Annotated in this window: 13 protein-coding genes; 11 read left to right on the top strand and 2 right to left on the bottom strand. The window is 69.8% G+C overall.

What is annotated here, in order from left to right; translation table 11 throughout:
• Positions 1–27 precede the first annotated feature (27 nt).
• Positions 28–1,056: an iron chelate uptake ABC transporter family permease subunit gene (locus QE397_RS09835; protein WP_081821226.1), complete on the top strand. Its 1,029-nt coding sequence runs from the start codon at positions 28–30 to the stop codon at positions 1,054–1,056.
• On the top strand, positions 1,053–1,910 hold the full coding sequence (locus QE397_RS09840) for an ABC transporter ATP-binding protein (protein WP_056444458.1): 858 nt from the start codon (positions 1,053–1,055) through the stop codon (positions 1,908–1,910). The genes QE397_RS09835 and QE397_RS09840 overlap by 4 nt, the downstream gene beginning before the upstream one ends.
• A gap of 3 nt (positions 1,911–1,913) precedes the next feature.
• Here QE397_RS09840 and QE397_RS09845 read toward each other — a convergent pair whose 3' ends face one another.
• Positions 1,914–4,454, bottom strand: a complete 2,541-nt coding sequence (locus tag QE397_RS09845; protein WP_373425287.1) for a bifunctional lysylphosphatidylglycerol flippase/synthetase MprF — start codon at positions 4,452–4,454, stop codon at positions 1,914–1,916.
• A 59-nt stretch (positions 4,455–4,513) separates the two neighbouring features.
• A complete protein-coding gene (locus QE397_RS09850) occupies positions 4,514–5,812 on the bottom strand; it encodes an esterase family protein (protein ID WP_307093102.1) in 1,299 nt (432 codons plus the stop codon).
• 130 nt (positions 5,813–5,942) lie between these two features.
• On the opposite strand from QE397_RS09850, the gene QE397_RS09855 reads away from it, so the two are divergent.
• The 9 genes from QE397_RS09855 to QE397_RS09895 all read left to right on the top strand — a co-directional run bounded on the left by QE397_RS09855 (position 5,943) and on the right by QE397_RS09895 (position 16,759).
• Entirely contained in the window at positions 5,943–6,332 is a 390-nt protein-coding gene (locus QE397_RS09855) for a BlaI/MecI/CopY family transcriptional regulator (RefSeq protein WP_027505427.1), read from the top strand.
• A gap of 42 nt (positions 6,333–6,374) precedes the next feature.
• On the top strand, positions 6,375–7,328 hold the full coding sequence (locus tag QE397_RS09860) for a M56 family metallopeptidase (protein WP_027505428.1): 954 nt from the start codon (positions 6,375–6,377) through the stop codon (positions 7,326–7,328).
• Between the two features lie 284 nt (positions 7,329–7,612).
• The gene (locus tag QE397_RS09865; RefSeq protein WP_307093105.1) at positions 7,613–9,154 is read left to right on the top strand and encodes a DEAD/DEAH box helicase; all 1,542 of its coding nucleotides are present in this window, start codon (positions 7,613–7,615) and stop codon (positions 9,152–9,154) included.
• A 64-nt stretch (positions 9,155–9,218) separates the two neighbouring features.
• On the top strand, positions 9,219–10,667 hold the full coding sequence (gndA, locus tag QE397_RS09870) for an NADP-dependent phosphogluconate dehydrogenase (protein WP_027505429.1): 1,449 nt from the start codon (positions 9,219–9,221) through the stop codon (positions 10,665–10,667).
• 8 nt (positions 10,668–10,675) lie between these two features.
• The gene (locus QE397_RS09875) at positions 10,676–11,539 is read left to right on the top strand and encodes a DMT family transporter (RefSeq protein WP_307093107.1); all 864 of its coding nucleotides are present in this window, start codon (positions 10,676–10,678) and stop codon (positions 11,537–11,539) included.
• A 58-nt stretch (positions 11,540–11,597) separates the two neighbouring features.
• The gene (locus QE397_RS09880; protein ID WP_222631279.1) at positions 11,598–13,034 is read left to right on the top strand and encodes a GuaB1 family IMP dehydrogenase-related protein; all 1,437 of its coding nucleotides are present in this window, start codon (positions 11,598–11,600) and stop codon (positions 13,032–13,034) included.
• A gap of 356 nt (positions 13,035–13,390) precedes the next feature.
• Positions 13,391–14,788, top strand: coding sequence for a hemolysin family protein (locus tag QE397_RS09885; protein WP_307093109.1), 1,398 nt, complete (start codon positions 13,391–13,393; stop codon positions 14,786–14,788).
• Complete coding sequence (locus tag QE397_RS09890) at positions 14,781–15,869, top strand: hemolysin family protein (RefSeq protein WP_204867319.1); 1,089 nt, start codon at positions 14,781–14,783, stop codon at positions 15,867–15,869. The genes QE397_RS09885 and QE397_RS09890 overlap by 8 nt, the downstream gene beginning before the upstream one ends.
• On the top strand, positions 15,866–16,759 hold the full coding sequence (locus QE397_RS09895; protein WP_373425221.1) for a 3-methyladenine DNA glycosylase: 894 nt from the start codon (positions 15,866–15,868) through the stop codon (positions 16,757–16,759). Before QE397_RS09890 ends, QE397_RS09895 begins: the two co-directional genes overlap by 4 nt.
• Positions 16,760–16,764 lie beyond the last annotated feature (5 nt).

Genomic DNA, 16,764 nt, shown 5'->3' on the forward strand with positions numbered 1-16,764 from the left:
TCGGTGGCGGGTCGCCCGGCCTTCCGCATGGGACCGCTGTCGACGGTGCGTCGCCCCGCCAGGGTGCTCGTCACCCTCGCCCTCGCGATCGTGCTGTTCCTCGTGTTCTGTCTGAACGTCGGGCGCGGCGACTACCCGCTGTCGATCCCGGACGTCGTGAACGTGTTGGTGGGCGGCGGCTCGCGGATCGAGCGTTTCGTCGTCATGGACCTCCGCCTGCCGCGTGCCCTCACGGGCGCGCTCGTCGGCGCCGCGCTCGCCGTCTCCGGCGCGTTGATGCAGTCGATCACCCGCAACTCACTCGCGAGCCCCGACATTCTCGGCATCACGTCCGGCGCGAGCGTCGCCGCCATCTCGCTGATCGTCCTGAGCGGCACCAGTACGGCCGTGGGCCTGTTCGCCACGCTCGGCGTGACCCTCGCCGCTCTCGTCGGCGGGCTGCTCACCGCAGCGCTGGTGTACCTGTTGTCGTGGCGGGGCGGAGTGCAGGGCATGCGGCTGGTGCTCGTGGGCATCGCGATCAACGCCATGATGGTCGCGCTGATCGGCTGGATGTTGGTCAATGCCGACATCACCGACGTCACCCGCGCCCAGCTGTGGCTCACCGGGACGCTGTCCGGCGCCACGTGGTCGCAGGTGTGGCCCGTCACCGCCGCCGTGGTCGTTCTGGGAGCGGGCTCGGTGATCATGTCGTTCCGACTGTCCGCCATGCGGCTCGGGCCGGACACCGCCCGCTCGCTGGGCGTGGACGTGCAGCGGTCCCAGGCCGTCCTGCTCGTCATCTCGGTCGCGATGGCCGCCATCGCCACGAGCGTCGCCGGCCCGATCGGCTTCGTGGCCCTCGCCGCGCCGCAGATCGCTCTGCGGCTGACCCGGTGCGCCGAGCCTCCGCTGATCGCCTCGGCCCTCACCGGCGCCGTCACCGTGGTGGGCTCCGACCTGGTGGCGCGCACGATTCTGCCGGTCGAGCTCCCCGTCGGCATCGTCACGTCCGTCCTCGGCGGACCCTTCCTCCTCTATCTGCTGGTCCGAGTCAACCGAAAGGCGACAGTATGAGCGTGCACGCGCATCCGGAGATCACCGGAGCCACACCTCCGCACCGTCTCGCCGCGGAGAACATCTCGGTCGGCTACGGCGACCGCATCATCATCGAGGGGCTCGACCTCGAGATCCACACCGGCGTCGTCACGACGGTCATCGGACCCAACGGCTGCGGCAAGTCGACTCTGCTGCGCGCCCTCGGCCGCCTGCTGTCCCCGCGCCAGGGCCAGGTGACGCTGGACGGCAAGGCGATCGGCCACATGAAGACCCGCGACGTCGCGCGCACTCTCGGGGTGCTCCCGCAGTCGCCGATCGCCCCGGAGGGGCTGACGGTGGCGGACCTGGTGGCACGAGGCCGCCATCCCCACCAGTCCTGGATCCGGCAGTGGTCCCGCGACGACGAGTCCGAGGTGGCGCGTGCGCTGAAGCTCACCGGTATCGAGGATCTCGCCGAACGTCCCGTCGACCAGCTCTCGGGAGGACAGCGCCAGCGTGCCTGGATCTCCATGGCACTGGCGCAGGGCACCGACGTCCTGCTCCTCGACGAGCCGACCACCTACCTCGATCTCGCGCACTCCATCGAGGTCCTCGACCTAGTGGACCGGATGCACGACGAGATGGGCCGGACCGTGGTGATGGTGCTGCACGACCTCAACCTGGCCGTCCGCTACAGCGACCGTCTCGTGGTCATGCACGAGGGAGCGATCGTCGCCAGCGGTACGCCGTCCGAGGTCATCTCCGAGAAGATGCTCTTCGACGTCTTCGGCCTGTCCGCGGCCGTCATCGACGACCCGGTCTCCGATCGTCCGCTGATCGTGCCCATCGGCACCCGCCACGTCCGGGCGGGCGCCGGCATCCGACCGGCCTGACGGTCAGCGGTCGATCATCGTCTTCACGAGCCGGACACTCTGACCGAAGGACACGTCCGGCAGGTAGGCCCGTCCGATGGCGTTACCGATGCTCGGTAGCGCAGCCGGATCGGGGAACGTCATGTACATCGGCTCGTACACCGGCTGGAACTTCGACTTGAACGCCAGCAACGACCGGAAGCCGTAGACCGGTTCGAGCGTGCGGCCCACGACGTCGAGCAGACGCTCGAGCATCCCCGAGAGTGTCGACGTCTGCGCCGTGTCCTCGGTCGGATCGCCCACCTTGGCCAGCGGCGCTCCCGACAGACTGAGGAACTGCGCGCCCTCCTCCTGCAGGGACAGTGCGGCGGACGCGATGAGAAATTCCATCGCGGGCCGGAAGCCCTCGGACCGACGGCGCATGAAGTCCAGGGTCCAGCCCACGACGACGCCGTCGCGGTACACCGGCATCCACGAGGTGATGCCGTGCACGGTGCGCTGCTCGTCCACGGCGATGAGGCACCGGACCTGCGGATCGTCGACCTCGTCCAGGCCGCCGAGCGTGAAGCCCATCTCGGGCATGCCCTTGTCGGCGACCCATTCCTCGGAGATCGCGGTGATCTGGTCCGTGGTCGCCAGCGGCGCCGTCGGGAACGAGATCCACTCGGCCTCGACACCGGCCTTCTTCGCCCGGTTCACCGCGGTGCGGACGTCCTGGAACTTCTTGCCCGTGAAGGCGAGATCCGCGAGCGGGAGCACGGTCTCCTCCCCCACCTGGATGCTCTCCCAGCCCAGAGCGCCGGTGATCGCCGCGACGTCCGGCGTCACCGAGTAGAAGCAGGGCGACCATCCGTTCGCGGCGGCGTACTCGGAGAAGCCGACGATGGCCGCCTCCCGGTCCGCGGGCGGACCCACCGGATCGCCGGTGGTGAGAGCGATACCCGAGATCACCCGGAACGCGACGTAACTGTGACCGTCGGGCGAGAACCAGTACCGGTTGCCGCGCCACGTCGTCATCCAGGACAGGGCGCTGCCGCTGCTGCTCGTCAGCACCGCCCGGGCGCGCTCGGTGGCGTCGGTCTCCACGCCGTACGCCGGTCTCACGAACGACCCCGCGGTCGCGACGACCAGCACCGCCCAGAACACGATGCCGGTCCATTCGTAGAGCACGGTGGCGAGCCAGCTCGTCGGCAGGAAGGGCGGGTCGAACCACTGCAGCAGAACCGGGGGCACGAGCCGCTGCGGGAAGTCGCCGAGCAGCGTCAGCACTCCCGGGCTGCCGTCGAAGCCGGACCGGATCAGCGCGCCGACGGCGACGTAGAGAACGGCGAGAAACGCGCCGGCCCCGACCACGGTGGCCCACAGTCGCGTGTACGTACCGGCAGGCGCGGACACGTCGAAGTTCGTGCGCGTGACCACCAGCAGTGCCATGACCGCCAGGGGGACGACGAACGGGACGGCGGTGCGGTAGAGCGTCGGATCTGCGACGCCGTAGAACAGCGTGTCGCCGTTGTCCAGATCGGCGAAGCGGATCAGGTAGTTGGCGAGCGCCAGGGCCAGGAGCACTACCTGCGAGACCATCGCACCGATCCAGGCGAACCGACGCCCGCGGCGCAGTCCGTCGCTGAGGACCAGCAGATAGACCGAGGGCATGACGCTGGCCAGCACCGGTCCCACTCCGCCGAGTCGGAGATCGAGCAGCCCGCGTCGGCAGTCGGTGGACCCCGGATCTGCACCACAGACGAGGTTCACCTCGTCGAGCGTCCACTCCTGGCTGCGGAACAGTTCGCGCAGGACGGCGAACGGGCCCACCGCATTGGGCGAGAAGGCAGCGATCATCGGGCCGATCGCGGACGCCGCGACGATGAGGGCCACCAGCACCCGACCCTCGCGGCGGGTACCGGCGAGATGGGTGGCGCGAGAGGATCGTCCGACGATCAACGGACCCGCCACTGCGCCGACCACGACCGAGCCGAGCGCGGTGATGTCGGCGAGATGGCCACCGAACAGGGCCATCACGACGGTCAGCGCCACGAGGCCCACCCGCACCCGCCGACGCCAGAGCGTTCCCATGTTCGCGCTGGCCACCATCAGCGTGCCGAGGATCCAGGCCGTGGGGCCCGAGGTGACGCCGAGATGAAGCTGGAAGCCCCACCCCTCGTCGAGCAACTGCCCGAGAGCGGCCAGCGCGAGACCCAGCAGCGAGCCGCCCACCTGGGTCACCAGGACGGCGACCGCGAAGCGCCGGGTACCCATCCGGTGCTCGATCGGCGCGGCCACGACGAGGAACAACGCGGTGGCGACGACGAAGGCGGCCACCCCCACGGCGAACAGCCCCGACGTGACGGGGGTCCAGAGCCGCAGGTTCTCGATCGGAACGATGCCCAGCGCGGTGTGGTGGTCGAGGAAGTTGCGATAGCTGCGCGTGGTGAGGGAGAGCACGACCAGCCCCACCCACATGACGGCCAGCAGTGCCAGGCTGACCGGAGCCCCCTTGGCGCCGTAGGCGATCGTGGACCACAACCGTGCGCCCTGGCGACGGGTTCGTCCCCACCACGCGGCGATGTCGGTCCGCGCACGGGCGACCGGACCCTGCGCGGGAGATCCTGCGGCGGACGGATCGGTCACGACGTCAACCCCAGCCGGGTGCAGAGCCAGTCCAGCTCCAGCTTCAGGCCCGCAGACCACGTCTCGTAACTGTGTCCACCCGGGACCTCGGCATAACGCACGTCCATTCCGGCTTTCTGTGCGGCGGCGAGCAGCTGCTTCGCCGAGTTCTGGTAATCGGGATCACTGGCGCCGACGACGAAGGCGCCGGCGCTGGTGGGGTACTGGCGTGTGGCCATGAGGTTCATCGGGTTCACGGCCTCGAATGCGGCCTCGCTTCCGCCGAACGCCGCGTCCAGCGTGCGCTGCTTGTCCCCCAACGTCGGTTCGAGCTGCCCCGAGAGAACGAGGAAGGTCGGGTACAGCTGCGGGTAGTTGGTGGTCATCTGCATGGCGCAGGTACCGCCGTAGGAGAGCCCGCCGATCGCCCAGTGCGCCGGATCGGTGTCCACCTGCAGGGTCGCGTTCACCCACGCCGGCACGTCCTTCGCCAGATAGGACGCCACGTTGCCGAGCGGAGAGTCGACGCAGAGCGGATTGGCGATGGTGGACCCGGTCGCGTCCGCCACCACCACGACGGGTGCGAGACCTGCGTGATCGGCGGCGTAGGCGTCCATCGTCTGGACCACCCGGCCGCCGGTGAGCCAGTCGTCGGGCGCTCCGGGTTGGCCGGCGAGCAGCACGAGGACGGGCAGCAGCGGCCGGCGTGCGGTGAAGTACGCGGGCGGCAGGTAGACCTTCGCGTTCCGAGCCGAGAAACCCGACTCCGTGCCCGGGATCGGCGTGTCCAGGATGCGACCACCGGTCGGCATGTCGGCGGGGGCGGTCCACACGCTCGCGAGAGGTGTACCGGTGATCGGGTCGGCGGTGCGGCCGGTGACGTCGTCGACGTCCACCTCCTGCACGGACGAGATCCCCAGGGCGGTACCGACGGTGGGGTAGGCGTCGAAGACCAGGTTGACCTGCAGCGCGGACGTCGCGACCACGGCCACCGTCGCGACCACGGTCACCACGCGGGTCCACCACCGTGTCGCGGCCAGCATCCGCGGCACGAGGAGGAACAGACCCAGGACTCCGAGACCGACCCAGACGTAGACCGACGTCTCGACGGGATCGGGGAAGACCCGCCAGATCTTCTCGATGCCGAACCACGCCGCCACCGTGAGGACGGCCGCCACCGCGACGGCCACCGGGACGGCGCGGGTGAGGTGCCGCCGACGCCGCGCGAGCACGAGCCAGACGAGCCCGAGCACTCCGACGACCGTGACGACGATCGGGACCGGTCCACTGACCAACGACGTGTCGACGAATGCCACGGCGCAACAGTAGCCGCGCAGTAGTTCTCGACGCGTGTTTCCGCGCCGGTGGACGCGCGCCGACGTGCGACGACCCGCTGCTACACCGTGTAGTACGCATTTGCGTCGGAGTGGCCGTATCATCTGACGAATGGCAGGCCTGGGCGATCTCGAACGAGCAGTGATGGAACATTTGTGGTCGAGTTCGGAGCCGCAGACCGTCCGTCAGGTCCACGAGGCACTGGCGTCGAAGCGTGAGCTCGCATACACGACGGTCATGACGGTCCTGCAGCGTCTGGCGAAGAAGAAGCTCGTCACCCAGCAGCGGGACGACCGCGCGCATCGGTACGCTCCGGTACATGGGCGCGAAGAGCTTGTCGCCAGCCTCATGGTCGACGCCCTCCAGCAGGCCGACCGCTCCGGCGGACGCGCTGCTGCCCTGGTCCACTTCGTGGGTCGGGTCGGCGCCGACGAGGCCGCCGCACTCCGGGAGGCCCTCGCGGCACTGGAGACGCAGGACGACGGTTCCTCCAACGCCTGACCTCTCGACCCTCGACGCTCCCTCCCACACGACGGTGAGGACATGAACGCACCGACAGCACTGGTCTTCGCGGTACTCGCGTTGATCCTGACGGGACCGGTTCCCGCGATGCTGTCCCGTGCGACATGGCCGCACCGGACACCGCGCGCCGCCCTGGTGCTGTGGCAGGCGATCGCACTCGCCGCGGTGCTCTCGGCCTTCAGTTCCGGTCTCGCGATCGCGAGCCAGCTGCTCGTCCCCGGACCGGACGGCCGGCCCACCACGGCGCCGACGGCCGAGATCGACGCCCTCGGCCTCCCGCTGTGGATCCTCTACGTGACGGTGCTCGCGATCACCCTCGTCATCGGTGCGCGGCTCGTCTGGGCCACGTCCCTGGTGGCGATCAAGACCCGACGACGGCGTGCGCGACACCGCACGCTGGTCGACATCCTCGATCGCAGTGCGGGCGAGACCAGTGCCCACGGAACCGACGTGCGGGTCCTCGAGAGCCTCGACCCCATCGCCTACTGCCTGCCCGGACTGCGGCAACGCGTCGTGGTCAGCGAGGGCACGTTGTCCAACCTGGACGACGACGAGCTGGCCGCCATCCTGACCCACGAACGCTCCCACCTGCGCGCGCGGCACGATCTCGTTCTCGAGGCGTTCATGGCCGTCAATCAGGCGTTCCCGCACGTCGTGCGCAGCCGGTCCGCGCTGGGGTCGGTGCAGCTGCTGGTCGAGCTGCTCGCGGACGATTCCGCGGTGCGCGTCACGGGCCCTCGTCCCCTCGCCCGCGCTCTCGTGGCCTGCTCGGGATCGTCGGCGCCGCGGGGAGCTCTGGCCGCGGGTGGGCCGAGCACGCTGGTGCGGGTGCGCCGGTTGGCCACTCCCGGTTCCACCCCGGGTGTCGCCACTCTCGCCTATCTCGCGTCGGCGGCCATCCTCGTGGTGCCGACCATCTACGTCGCCGTGCCGTGGTTGACCGAGCTGACGCGCCTCGCACGACACGGTTCGTGACTACTGGCTCACACGAGTCGGCATCGGCACCACTCGTCGCGTAGTGTTACCGGTGGTTCATCAGAACCATCCGTTAGTCGATATGGCACAAATTTCGCCGTCGCTCCGATCCGTCCCCTCGTGGACGCCACGGAGTCGTACCGGTGACAAGACACCTCACATTGCGCCCGAGCTCCGCTTGCGCATCGATGACCAGGTGATGTGTGCCCTGGCTCGTCACGCTGCGCGGTGATTCATCGTTGCTGTGCACCGACGCGCCTGCAACCCCGAGAGGTACCACCGCGTTGACCAGCGCCACCCCCGTTTCTGTTGCTGCCACCAGCACTCCCGAGGCGTCCGAGACCACGTTCTCCGACCTCGGACTTCCCGCGGCCATCGTCGCGGCGCTCGCCAAGAACGGCATCACCGTTCCCTCGCCCATCCAGAAGATGGCCATCACCGACGCCCTCGCCGGCCGTAACGTTCTCGGCCGCGCACAGACCGGATCGGGCAAGACGCTCGCGTTCGGTCTGCCGATGCTCGCCCGCCTGGCGTCGACCGGTACCAAGCCCGCCGCGAAGCGTCCCCGCGCACTGGTGCTGGTCCCCACCCGCGAGCTCGCCTTCCAGGTCGTCGACTCGCTGCAGTCCTACGCCACCGTCCTCGGACTGAGCGTGCGTCCGGCCGTCGGCGGCACCCCGTTCGGTCGTCAGGCCGATCAGCTCCGTCGCGGTGTCGACGTTCTCGTCGCCACCCCCGGACGCCTCGGCGATCACCTGCGTCAGGGCACCTGCGTCCTCGAGGCAGTGGAGATCACCGCACTCGACGAGGCCGACCAGATGGCCGACATGGGCTTCCTGCCCGAGGTGCGCGACATCCTCGGACAGACCGCGAACGGTGGCCAGCGCATGCTGTTCTCCGCCACGTTGGATCGCGAGGTCCAGTCGTTGGTCCGCCAGTTCCTGGCCGACCACGTCCAGCACTCGACCGGTGACAGCAAGGCCGCCGTCGAGTCGATGGATCACTACATCCTCAACGTCGGCCGCGGACAGAAGGACATCGTCCTGTCCGAGATCGCCGCTCGCGAGGGTGGCCGGACCATCATGTTCGCCCGCACCAAGCTCGGCTGCGACGGCATCACCGATCGCCTGCGCGCCGTGGGCATCCACGCCGAGTCGCTGCACGGCGGCAAGGCTCAGAACCAGCGCACCCGCGTGCTCGACCGCTTCAAGAGCGGCCGCACCCCCGTGCTCGTCGCCACCGACGTCGCCGCACGCGGCATCCACGTCGACGGCATCGACCTGGTTGTGCACGTCGATCCGCCCGCGGATCACAAGGACTACATGCACCGCGCCGGCCGTACGGCACGTGCCGGTGCGGCGGGCACCGTCGTCGCCATCGCGCTGCCCAACCAGCGCCGCATCATCAGCCGGCTGACCGGCCAGGCCGGGGTGAAGGTCACCTCGGTGGACGTCTCCCCCGGTTCGGTGGAGCTCGGTTCCATCACCGGAGCCAAGGCTCCGTCCGGCGAGCCGGTGCGTGAGGCACCGCGTCGCGAGCGTCCCAGTGGCCCCTCGCGCTTCGGCGCCTCGGGATCCCCGCGCACCGGTGGCTACCGCGGCGGCGACTCCGGCGGATACCGGGGTCGCGACGAGAACCGCACCGGTGGGTACCGCGGCGGTGAGTCGAGCGGTGGCTACAAGGGCCGCGACGAGAACCGCACCGGCGGCTACCGCGGCGGCGAGTCCACCGGTGGCTACAAGGGCCGCGACGAGAACCGCACGGGCGCAACGGCTTCGCGCACCGGCGGGTTCCGCAGCCGTGCTGCGGGCACCGCGCGCGACTGACAGCTCTCCCGTCCTTGTCCGGCCCCGACTTTCGCGTCGGGGCCGGGCAGGGAAAGCTGGGGGAATGACTTCCTCGGATTCTTCACCTCTCGCCCAGATCGGTGTCACCGGCCTCGCTGTCATGGGGTCCAACCTGGCGCGGAACTTCGCCCGCCACGGACACGTGGTCGCGGTGCACAACCGGAGTTACTCCAAGACACAGACTCTGCTCGACGCGCACGGCAGTGACGGCACCTTCGTCGCGTCCGAGAGCATCGAGGACTTCGTGGCCAGCCTCGAGAAGCCACGCAAGGTCGTCATCATGGTCAAGGCCGGCGATCCCACGGACGCGGTCATCGAGGAACTCGCCGGCGTCATGGACGAGGGCGACATCATCATCGACGGCGGCAACGCCCTCTACACGGACACCATCCGCCGCGAGTCCTCGTTGAAGGACCGCGGCCTTCTCTTCGTCGGCGCCGGCATCTCCGGCGGCGAGGAGGGTGCACTCAACGGCCCCTCGATCATGCCCGGCGGCCCCGCGAAGTCGTACGAGTCGGTCGGGCCCCTGCTCGAGTCGATCTCGGCACACGTGGACGGCACCCCGTGCTGCACCCACATCGGCCCCGACGGGTCCGGGCACTTCGTGAAGATGGTGCACAACGGCATCGAGTACGCCGACATGCAGCTCATCGGTGAGGCCTACAACCTGCTACGCGACGCGCTGGGCATGGATCCGGACGCGGTCGCAGACGTCTTCCGCCAGTGGAACGAGGGCGACCTCGAGAGCTACCTCGTCGAGATCACCGCGCAGGTGCTCGCCCACAAGGACGCGAAGACCGGGAAGCCGCTGGTCGACGTCATCGTCGACGCCGCCGAGCAGAAGGGCACCGGTCGCTGGACCGTCAAGTCCGCGCTGGATCTCGGAGTCCCCGTCACCGGCATCGCCGAGGCGGTGTTCGCTCGAGCACTCTCGGGCGCGCGCGGCCAGCGCGAGGCGTCCAAGGGTCTGGCGTCGGGAACGCTCTCGGCGAAGCCCGAGGACATCGAGACCTTCACCGAGGACATCCGTTCCGCGCTGTACGCCTCCAAGGTCGTCGCCTACTCGCAGGGCTTCGATCAGATCGCCGCCGGTTCGGCCGAGTACGACTGGAATCTGCACCCCGGCGATCTCGCCACCATCTGGCGCGGAGGATGCATCATCCGGGCCCGGTTCCTGAACCGCATCAAGGACGCCTACGACGAGAACCCGGAACTGCCCGCGCTGTTGCTGGCGCCGTACTTCCGTGACGCCGTCGAGAACGCCGTCGACAGCTGGCGTCGCGTCGTGTCCACCGCGACACTCCTCGGAATCCCGGTGCCCGGCTTCGCCTCCGCCCTGTCGTACTACGACGGACTGCGCGCCGAACGTCTGCCCGCCGCGCTGACGCAGGGTCTGCGCGACTTCTTCGGAGCGCACACCTACGAGCGCATCGACGCCGACGGCAAGTTCCACACCCTGTGGAGCGAGGACCGGTCCGAGATCGAGGCCTGACCTCCGCCGTGAGTTCGTCCGTGCTCGCGGTCGGGCTCTCGCTCGTCGCGGCATTTCTCTTCGCCTGCGCCGCCGTCGCTCAGCAGACGGCGGCGTCGGCGGTCGCGGACGGCGACTCGTTGATCTCGGGTCTCGTGCGCAGCCCGCGGTGGTGGGCCGGGGTGGTCGGCGACCTGGGCGGATACCTGGTGCAGGTGGCGGCCCTGGCCGTCGGGTCGGTGTCCGTGGTGCAGCCGTTGCTCGTCAGCATGCTCCTGTTCGCGCTTCCCCTCGCCGCGAAGTACTCCGGTCTGCGGATGCGGCGCGCCACCTGGATCTCGGCCGTGGGTCTCACGGTCGCGTTGGTGGCGTTCGTCGCGGTCGGCGACCCCACCGAGGGCACCGCCGACGCGCCGCTGTCGGTGTGGGCACTGCCGTTGGCCGCCGTGGTGGCGGTGGCATTGGTCGGCGCCGTCGCCGGTGTGCTCACGCGCGAGCCCGGTCGTGCGGCGCTGCTGCTCGGAGTCGGCGGTGGGCTGCTGTTCGGCGTCGCCGTCGCGTTCACCAAGTACGTCACCGACCTGGTGGAGTCCGATCTGCTCGGCGCCCTCACCGCGTGGCAGACGTACGCGTCGATCGCCGCGGGAGTCTCGGGCTTCTACCTGCAGCAGCGAGCGTTCCAGGCCGGTCCGCTCGCGGCGTCGCTGCCGGCGGTGACCGTGTGCGAGCCGCTGGCGGCGGTGTTCCTCGGCATCGTGGTGCTCGACGAACGGCTCCGCCTCGACGGACTGCGCGGCGTGGTCGTCGCCTCCGCCGTGATCGTCATGATCGTGACCACCGTGGTTCTCTCGCGGGAGCAGGGGCGTGCGGACGACGCCGTCCCGGTTGTCTGACCCACCCTCGACGTCGCCGCCGCAAGATATATCCGTCGGTCGCGTACGCTGGCGTCCCGTGCATTTCCTTCGCGACCAGCGCCCGCCCTACGACCTGACGTACGACGACGTGTTCCTCGTCCCGAACCACACGACGGTCACGTCCCGTTTCGACGTCGATCTGGCGAGTGTCGACGGCTCAGGGACCACCATTCCCATCGTCGTCGCCAACATGACCGCCGTGGCCGGCCGCCGGATGGCGGAGACGGTCGCGCGACGCGGCGGCATCGTCGTCATCCCGCAGGACCTGCCGACCGCGGCCGTCGCCGAGACGGTCTCCTTCGTCAAGAGCCGGAACCTGGTGGCGGACACCCCGGTCGTGTTGACGGCGGAGGACTCGGTCTCTGACGCTCTCGCCCTCATGCCCAAGCGTGCCCACGGCGTCGTCGTGGTCGTGGACGGTGACACGGCCGTGGGCATCGTCTCCGAGGCGGCGTGCACGGACGTCGATCGCTTCGCGCGCCTCTCGACGGTGATGGACAAGGACTTCGTGACGGCCTCCGTGGACACGAGTCCCCGCGAGATCTTCGAGCAGCTCGAGGCCCGGCACGAGAACCTCGCCGTGCTGACCGGACCGGACGGCGCACTCGCGGGAGTGCTCACCCGCACCGGTGCGCTCCGCGCCGGCATCTACCGGCCCGCCACCGATGCCGACGGACGCCTGCGCATCGCCGCCGCCGTCGGCATCAATGGTGACGTGGGCGCGAAGGCCGCCGCCCTGGTCGAGGCCGGGGCCGACGTCCTGGTGCTCGACACCGCCCACGGCCACCAGCAGAAGATGCTCGATGCGCTGGCCGTCGTCGCAGCGCTCGATCTGGGCGTGCCCCTGGTCGCCGGCAACGTCGTGTCCGCAGCGGGTACCCGTGACCTGATCGAGGCCGGCGCGGACATCGTCAAGGTCGGTGTGGGCCCCGGCGCCATGTGCACCACCCGCATGATGACCGGCGTGGGCCGCCCGCAGTTCTCGGCCGTCGAGGAGTGCGCCGCCGCGGCGCGCGAGCTGGGCAAGCACGTGTGGGCCGACGGCGGGGTCCGACATCCCCGCGACGTCGCGCTCGCCGTCGCTGCGGGTGCCTCCAACGTCATGATCGGGTCCTGGTTCGCCGGCACCCACGAGTCGCCCGGAGATCTCCGCGTCGACGCCGCCGGGGTGGCCTACAAGGAGAGCTTCGGCATGGCGTCGAAGCGAGCCGTGGCCGCACGCACCGCGGCGGACAGCGCGTTCGACCAGGCGCGCAAGGGCCTGTTCGAGGAAGGCATCTCCAGCTCGCGGATGCGCCTCGATCCGGAGCGGCCCGGTGTCGAGGACCTCATCGATCACATCTGCGCGGGTGTGCGCAGCACCTGCACGTACGCCGGTGCGCGCTCGCTCGAGGAGCTGCATCGGGATGCCGTGCTCGGCATCCAGTCTGCGGCGGGCTTCGCCGAGGGGCGGCCGCTCCCGTCCGGCTGGTGATCTCGGCCGCACTCGTGCTCACGCCGCCGACTCGGTGATTCCGGGTCGGCGACGATACGATGTGTGCGATAGCGGCGCCCCCGAGCGGGTACCGCTGTGACACGCGCCGATTCTGCGGCGCAGGCGTCGCCTCCACGCGAACGCCACACGACAGGAAGGACACCGGTGCCCGAGGCACCCACGACGACGCCGACCCCCGGGTCCGGCACTCCGTCCCCGGAACGACCGTCCCGAGACCGCCCCTCCCCCGACGGGGAGTCGTCCGGCGGTCTCTCTCCGGAGGGCTCCTCTAGGTCGCCGGGCTCACCCGGCGCTTCCCCGACGACCACCTCGAGTCGCAGCGAGGTGTGTCCCTCGTGACCGTTCTCGTTCCGATCCTGTCCCTCGTGGGCTTCGTCGCGCTGACGGCGGGAACGGCGATCTTCGTCGCCGCGGAGTTCTCCCTCACCGCACTCGAACGCAGCACCGTCGACTCGGCGGCCCGCGACGGTGACATGCGCTCCCGCCAGGTCCAGCACGCGCACAGGACGCTGTCGTTCCAGCTCTCCGGTGCGCAGCTCGGCATCACCATCACCACGCTGATCACCGGCTACATCGCCGAACCGGTGCTGGCGCGGTTCATCACCCCCGCCGCCACGGCACTCGGCGCGTCCGACTCGCTCGCCGGCGCCGTGTCACTGGTGCTGGCACTCGTCATCGCCACGTCGGCGTCGATGGTGTTCGGCGAGCTGGTGCCCAAGAACATGGCCATCTCCAATCCGATGAAGGTGGCGCGGGCGACGGCCGGCCTGCAGGCAGGATTCTCCCTCGTCTTCCGCTGGGCCATCAACGGTCTCAACGGTTCCGCGAACTGGGTGGTCCGCCGCCTCGGCGTCGAGCCCGCGGAGGAACTGCGTTCGGCGCGCTCGCCCCAGGAACTCGGGTCGCTGGTGCGCTCCTCCGCGGAACACGGCTCCATCGACCAGCGCACCGCTCTCCTCGTCGACCGCTCGCTGCAGTTCGGCGAGCGCACGGCGGAGGAGTTGATGACCCCCCGCGTGAAGATCGAGACCCTCGCCGCGGACGACACGGTCGCCGACCTCATCGACACCGCGGCCCGCACCGGGTTCTCCCGGTTCCCCGTCGTCAACGGCGACCTCGACGACACCGTGGGCGTCGTGCACATCAAGCACGCGTTCACCGTGCCCGCCGAGCGCCGCGCCGGAACGACGGTCAGCTCCCTCGCGCAGCGTGTTCCCAACGTCCCCTCGAGCCTGGACGGCGACACCGTCATGGAACGGGTGCGCGCCGACGGCATGCAGGTCGCCATCGTGGTGGACGAGTACGGCGGCACCGCGGGCATCGTCACCATGGAGGACCTCATCGAGGAGATCGTCGGCGACGTCCGCGACGAGCACGACACCCGCGAGGTCGACGTCCAACGCGTCGCCGACGGGTGGCTCTGCTCCGGACTCCTGCGCATCGACGAGGTCACCGAGTTCACCGGGTACGCGGCACCCGAGGGCGAGTACGACACCCTCGGTGGCCTGGTGTTGACGCAGTTCGAACGCATCCCCGACGCCGGCGACCAGGTCATCCTGCCGCCCCCGAGCGGAGACCTCGAGTCCGACGAGGGCGGCTGGGTCGCGCGCGTGGACGCGATGGACGGGCGCCGGATCGACCGGATCCTCGTTCGCCCGGCCGCGGAGGACGAGATCACCCGGCTGCGCGCCGAGACCGTCCGCGAGCACGACCGGGAGGCCCTCGATGGGTGACCTTCTCGCCGTCGGCCTCGCGGTCGTCCTCCTGCTCCTCAACGCCTTCTTCGTCGGTGCGGAGTTCTCTCTGATCTCGGCACGCCGCGACCGCCTCGAGAGTCTGGTGGTGCAGGGCAAGAAACGGGCTCAGACGGTCATCGAGGCCGGTCAGAACCTGTCGATGATGCTCGCGGCCGCGCAGCTCGGCATCACCATCTGTTCGATCCTGCTCGGGCGCGTGGCGGAACCCGCCGTGGCCCACCTGATCGAGCGTCCGTTCGAGCTGCTCGGCGTACCCGACTCCCTGCTGCACCCCATCGGGTTCGCCCTCGCCCTGGGCATCGTGGTGATCCTGCACATCCTCATCGGCGAGATGGTGCCGAAGAACATCGCGATCGCCGGACCGGAAGCGACGGCGATGTTGCTGGTGCCCGTGCATCTGTGGTGGTTGCGCGTCGCGAAGCCGCTGATCTCGTTCTACAACCTGTGCGCCAACGGCACACTGCGGTTGTTGCGCGTCGAGCCGAAGGACGAGCTGGACTCGTCGGTGTCGGCGGATCAGCTCTCCGACATGATCGGCGAGTCCCGTTCGGAGGGACTCATCGACGAGGAGGAGCACCGCCGGCTGACGCAGGCTCTCGAGACGTCGGGGCGCACCGTGCGGGAAGTCCTCATCCCGCTGGACAAGGCCCGCACGGTGGTCTGCGGACCCAAGGGGCCCACGCTGGGTGCGATCGAGGAGGCCGTCCGCGAGACCGGTTTCTCGCGGTACCCGGTCCGCGACGAGACCGACGGCATGATCGGGTATCTCCACATCAAGGACGTCCTCGATCTGATGGCGGACCCGCTGGCCGACTCGGAGACCATCATCCCGCGCTCGGACGTCCGCCTTCTGCCGATCATCGACGCGCGCACCCCTCTCGACGAGGCGTTGGCCGGTCTCCGCCGCCGCCGGAGTCACCTCGGCGCCGTGGTGGAGACGGGCAAGGGCACCATCGGCATCGTCGCTCTCGAGGACCTCGTCGAGGAGTTCGTCGGCACGGTGCGTGACGGCACCCACCTCGTGGAGGACGTCGTCCCCGGGCCCGACGCGCCGTGACGTCCGTCGTGTCGGACACCGATCTCGTCGTTCTCGGACCGGACGCGTGGCATCCTCGGCGGAACGCTCACGGCGAGCGGGTGGACGAGATGATCGGTGCCTACCTGGAGCGGCGCGCGGTCGGCGAGCCGCATCCGGTGCTCGACTTCCTCTTCACCTACTACAGCCTCAAGCCGGGCCATCTGCGCCGGTGGCACCCCGGTCACGGCTCGGTACTGACCGGGGCGGGCATCGAGGACTACCGCGGACGCTCCGGGTACGTGGACGTCGCCGTGGGCGGGCGACCCGGCGTCACGGTGTCGTCCGAGTTCCTCGACCGGCGGTCGTCCGCGATCGAGTTCGTGAGCATCCTGATCGGCCGGACGGCCACCCGCCCGGCGCAGCTGGGCTGCTTCGGTCTGCACGAGTGGGCGATGGTCTACCGCGGCGGGGACGAGGCTCTGCGTCACGACGTGCCGCTGCGCCTCGGTCACGACGGCACCGACGCGGTGGTGGAGTCGATGCCGTTGCGCTGCACCCACTACGACGCGTTCCGTTTCTTCACCCCGGACGCGGTCCCGCGGAACGCGCTCGAGCTGACGCCGGAGCACCGGCTCCTGACGGAACAGCCGGGCTGCCTGCACGCCTCGATGGATCTGTACAAGTGGGTGGCGAAGCTCGGACCGCTGCTGCCGTCCGAACTGCTGCTCGACTGCTTCGCGCTGTCGATGACGGCGCGTGAACTGGACATGCGGGCGAGCCCGTACGACCTCACGGCGTACGGCTACTCTCCCGTGCGTGTCGAGACCCCGACCGGGCGCGCCGAGTACGTGCGCGCCCAGTCGGCGATCGCGGAACGAGGCGCCGCTCTGCGAGTCGCGATCGGCGGCCTGCTCGCCGATCTGCGCTGACGGTT

Origin of the sequence: Rhodococcus sp. SORGH_AS_0301 (assembly GCF_030818285.1) — a bacterium.
GTDB lineage: Bacteria > Actinomycetota > Actinomycetes > Mycobacteriales > Mycobacteriaceae > Rhodococcoides.

Bases quoted from the DNA above. Each gene is read 5' to 3' on its own strand.
- QE397_RS09855 (WP_027505427.1), top strand. From the start codon at position 5,943: ATGGCAGGCCTGGGCGATCTCGAACGAGCAGTGATGGAACATTTGTGG.
- QE397_RS09840 (WP_056444458.1), top strand. From the start codon at position 1,053: ATGAGCGTGCACGCGCATCCGGAGATCACCGGAGCCACACCTCCGCAC.
- QE397_RS09890 (WP_204867319.1), top strand. From the start codon at position 14,781: ATGGGTGACCTTCTCGCCGTCGGCCTCGCGGTCGTCCTCCTGCTCCTC.
- gndA (WP_027505429.1), top strand. From the start codon at position 9,219: ATGACTTCCTCGGATTCTTCACCTCTCGCCCAGATCGGTGTCACCGGC.
- QE397_RS09860 (WP_027505428.1), top strand. From the start codon at position 6,375: ATGAACGCACCGACAGCACTGGTCTTCGCGGTACTCGCGTTGATCCTG.
- QE397_RS09835 (WP_081821226.1), top strand. From the start codon at position 28: ATGGGACCGCTGTCGACGGTGCGTCGCCCCGCCAGGGTGCTCGTCACC.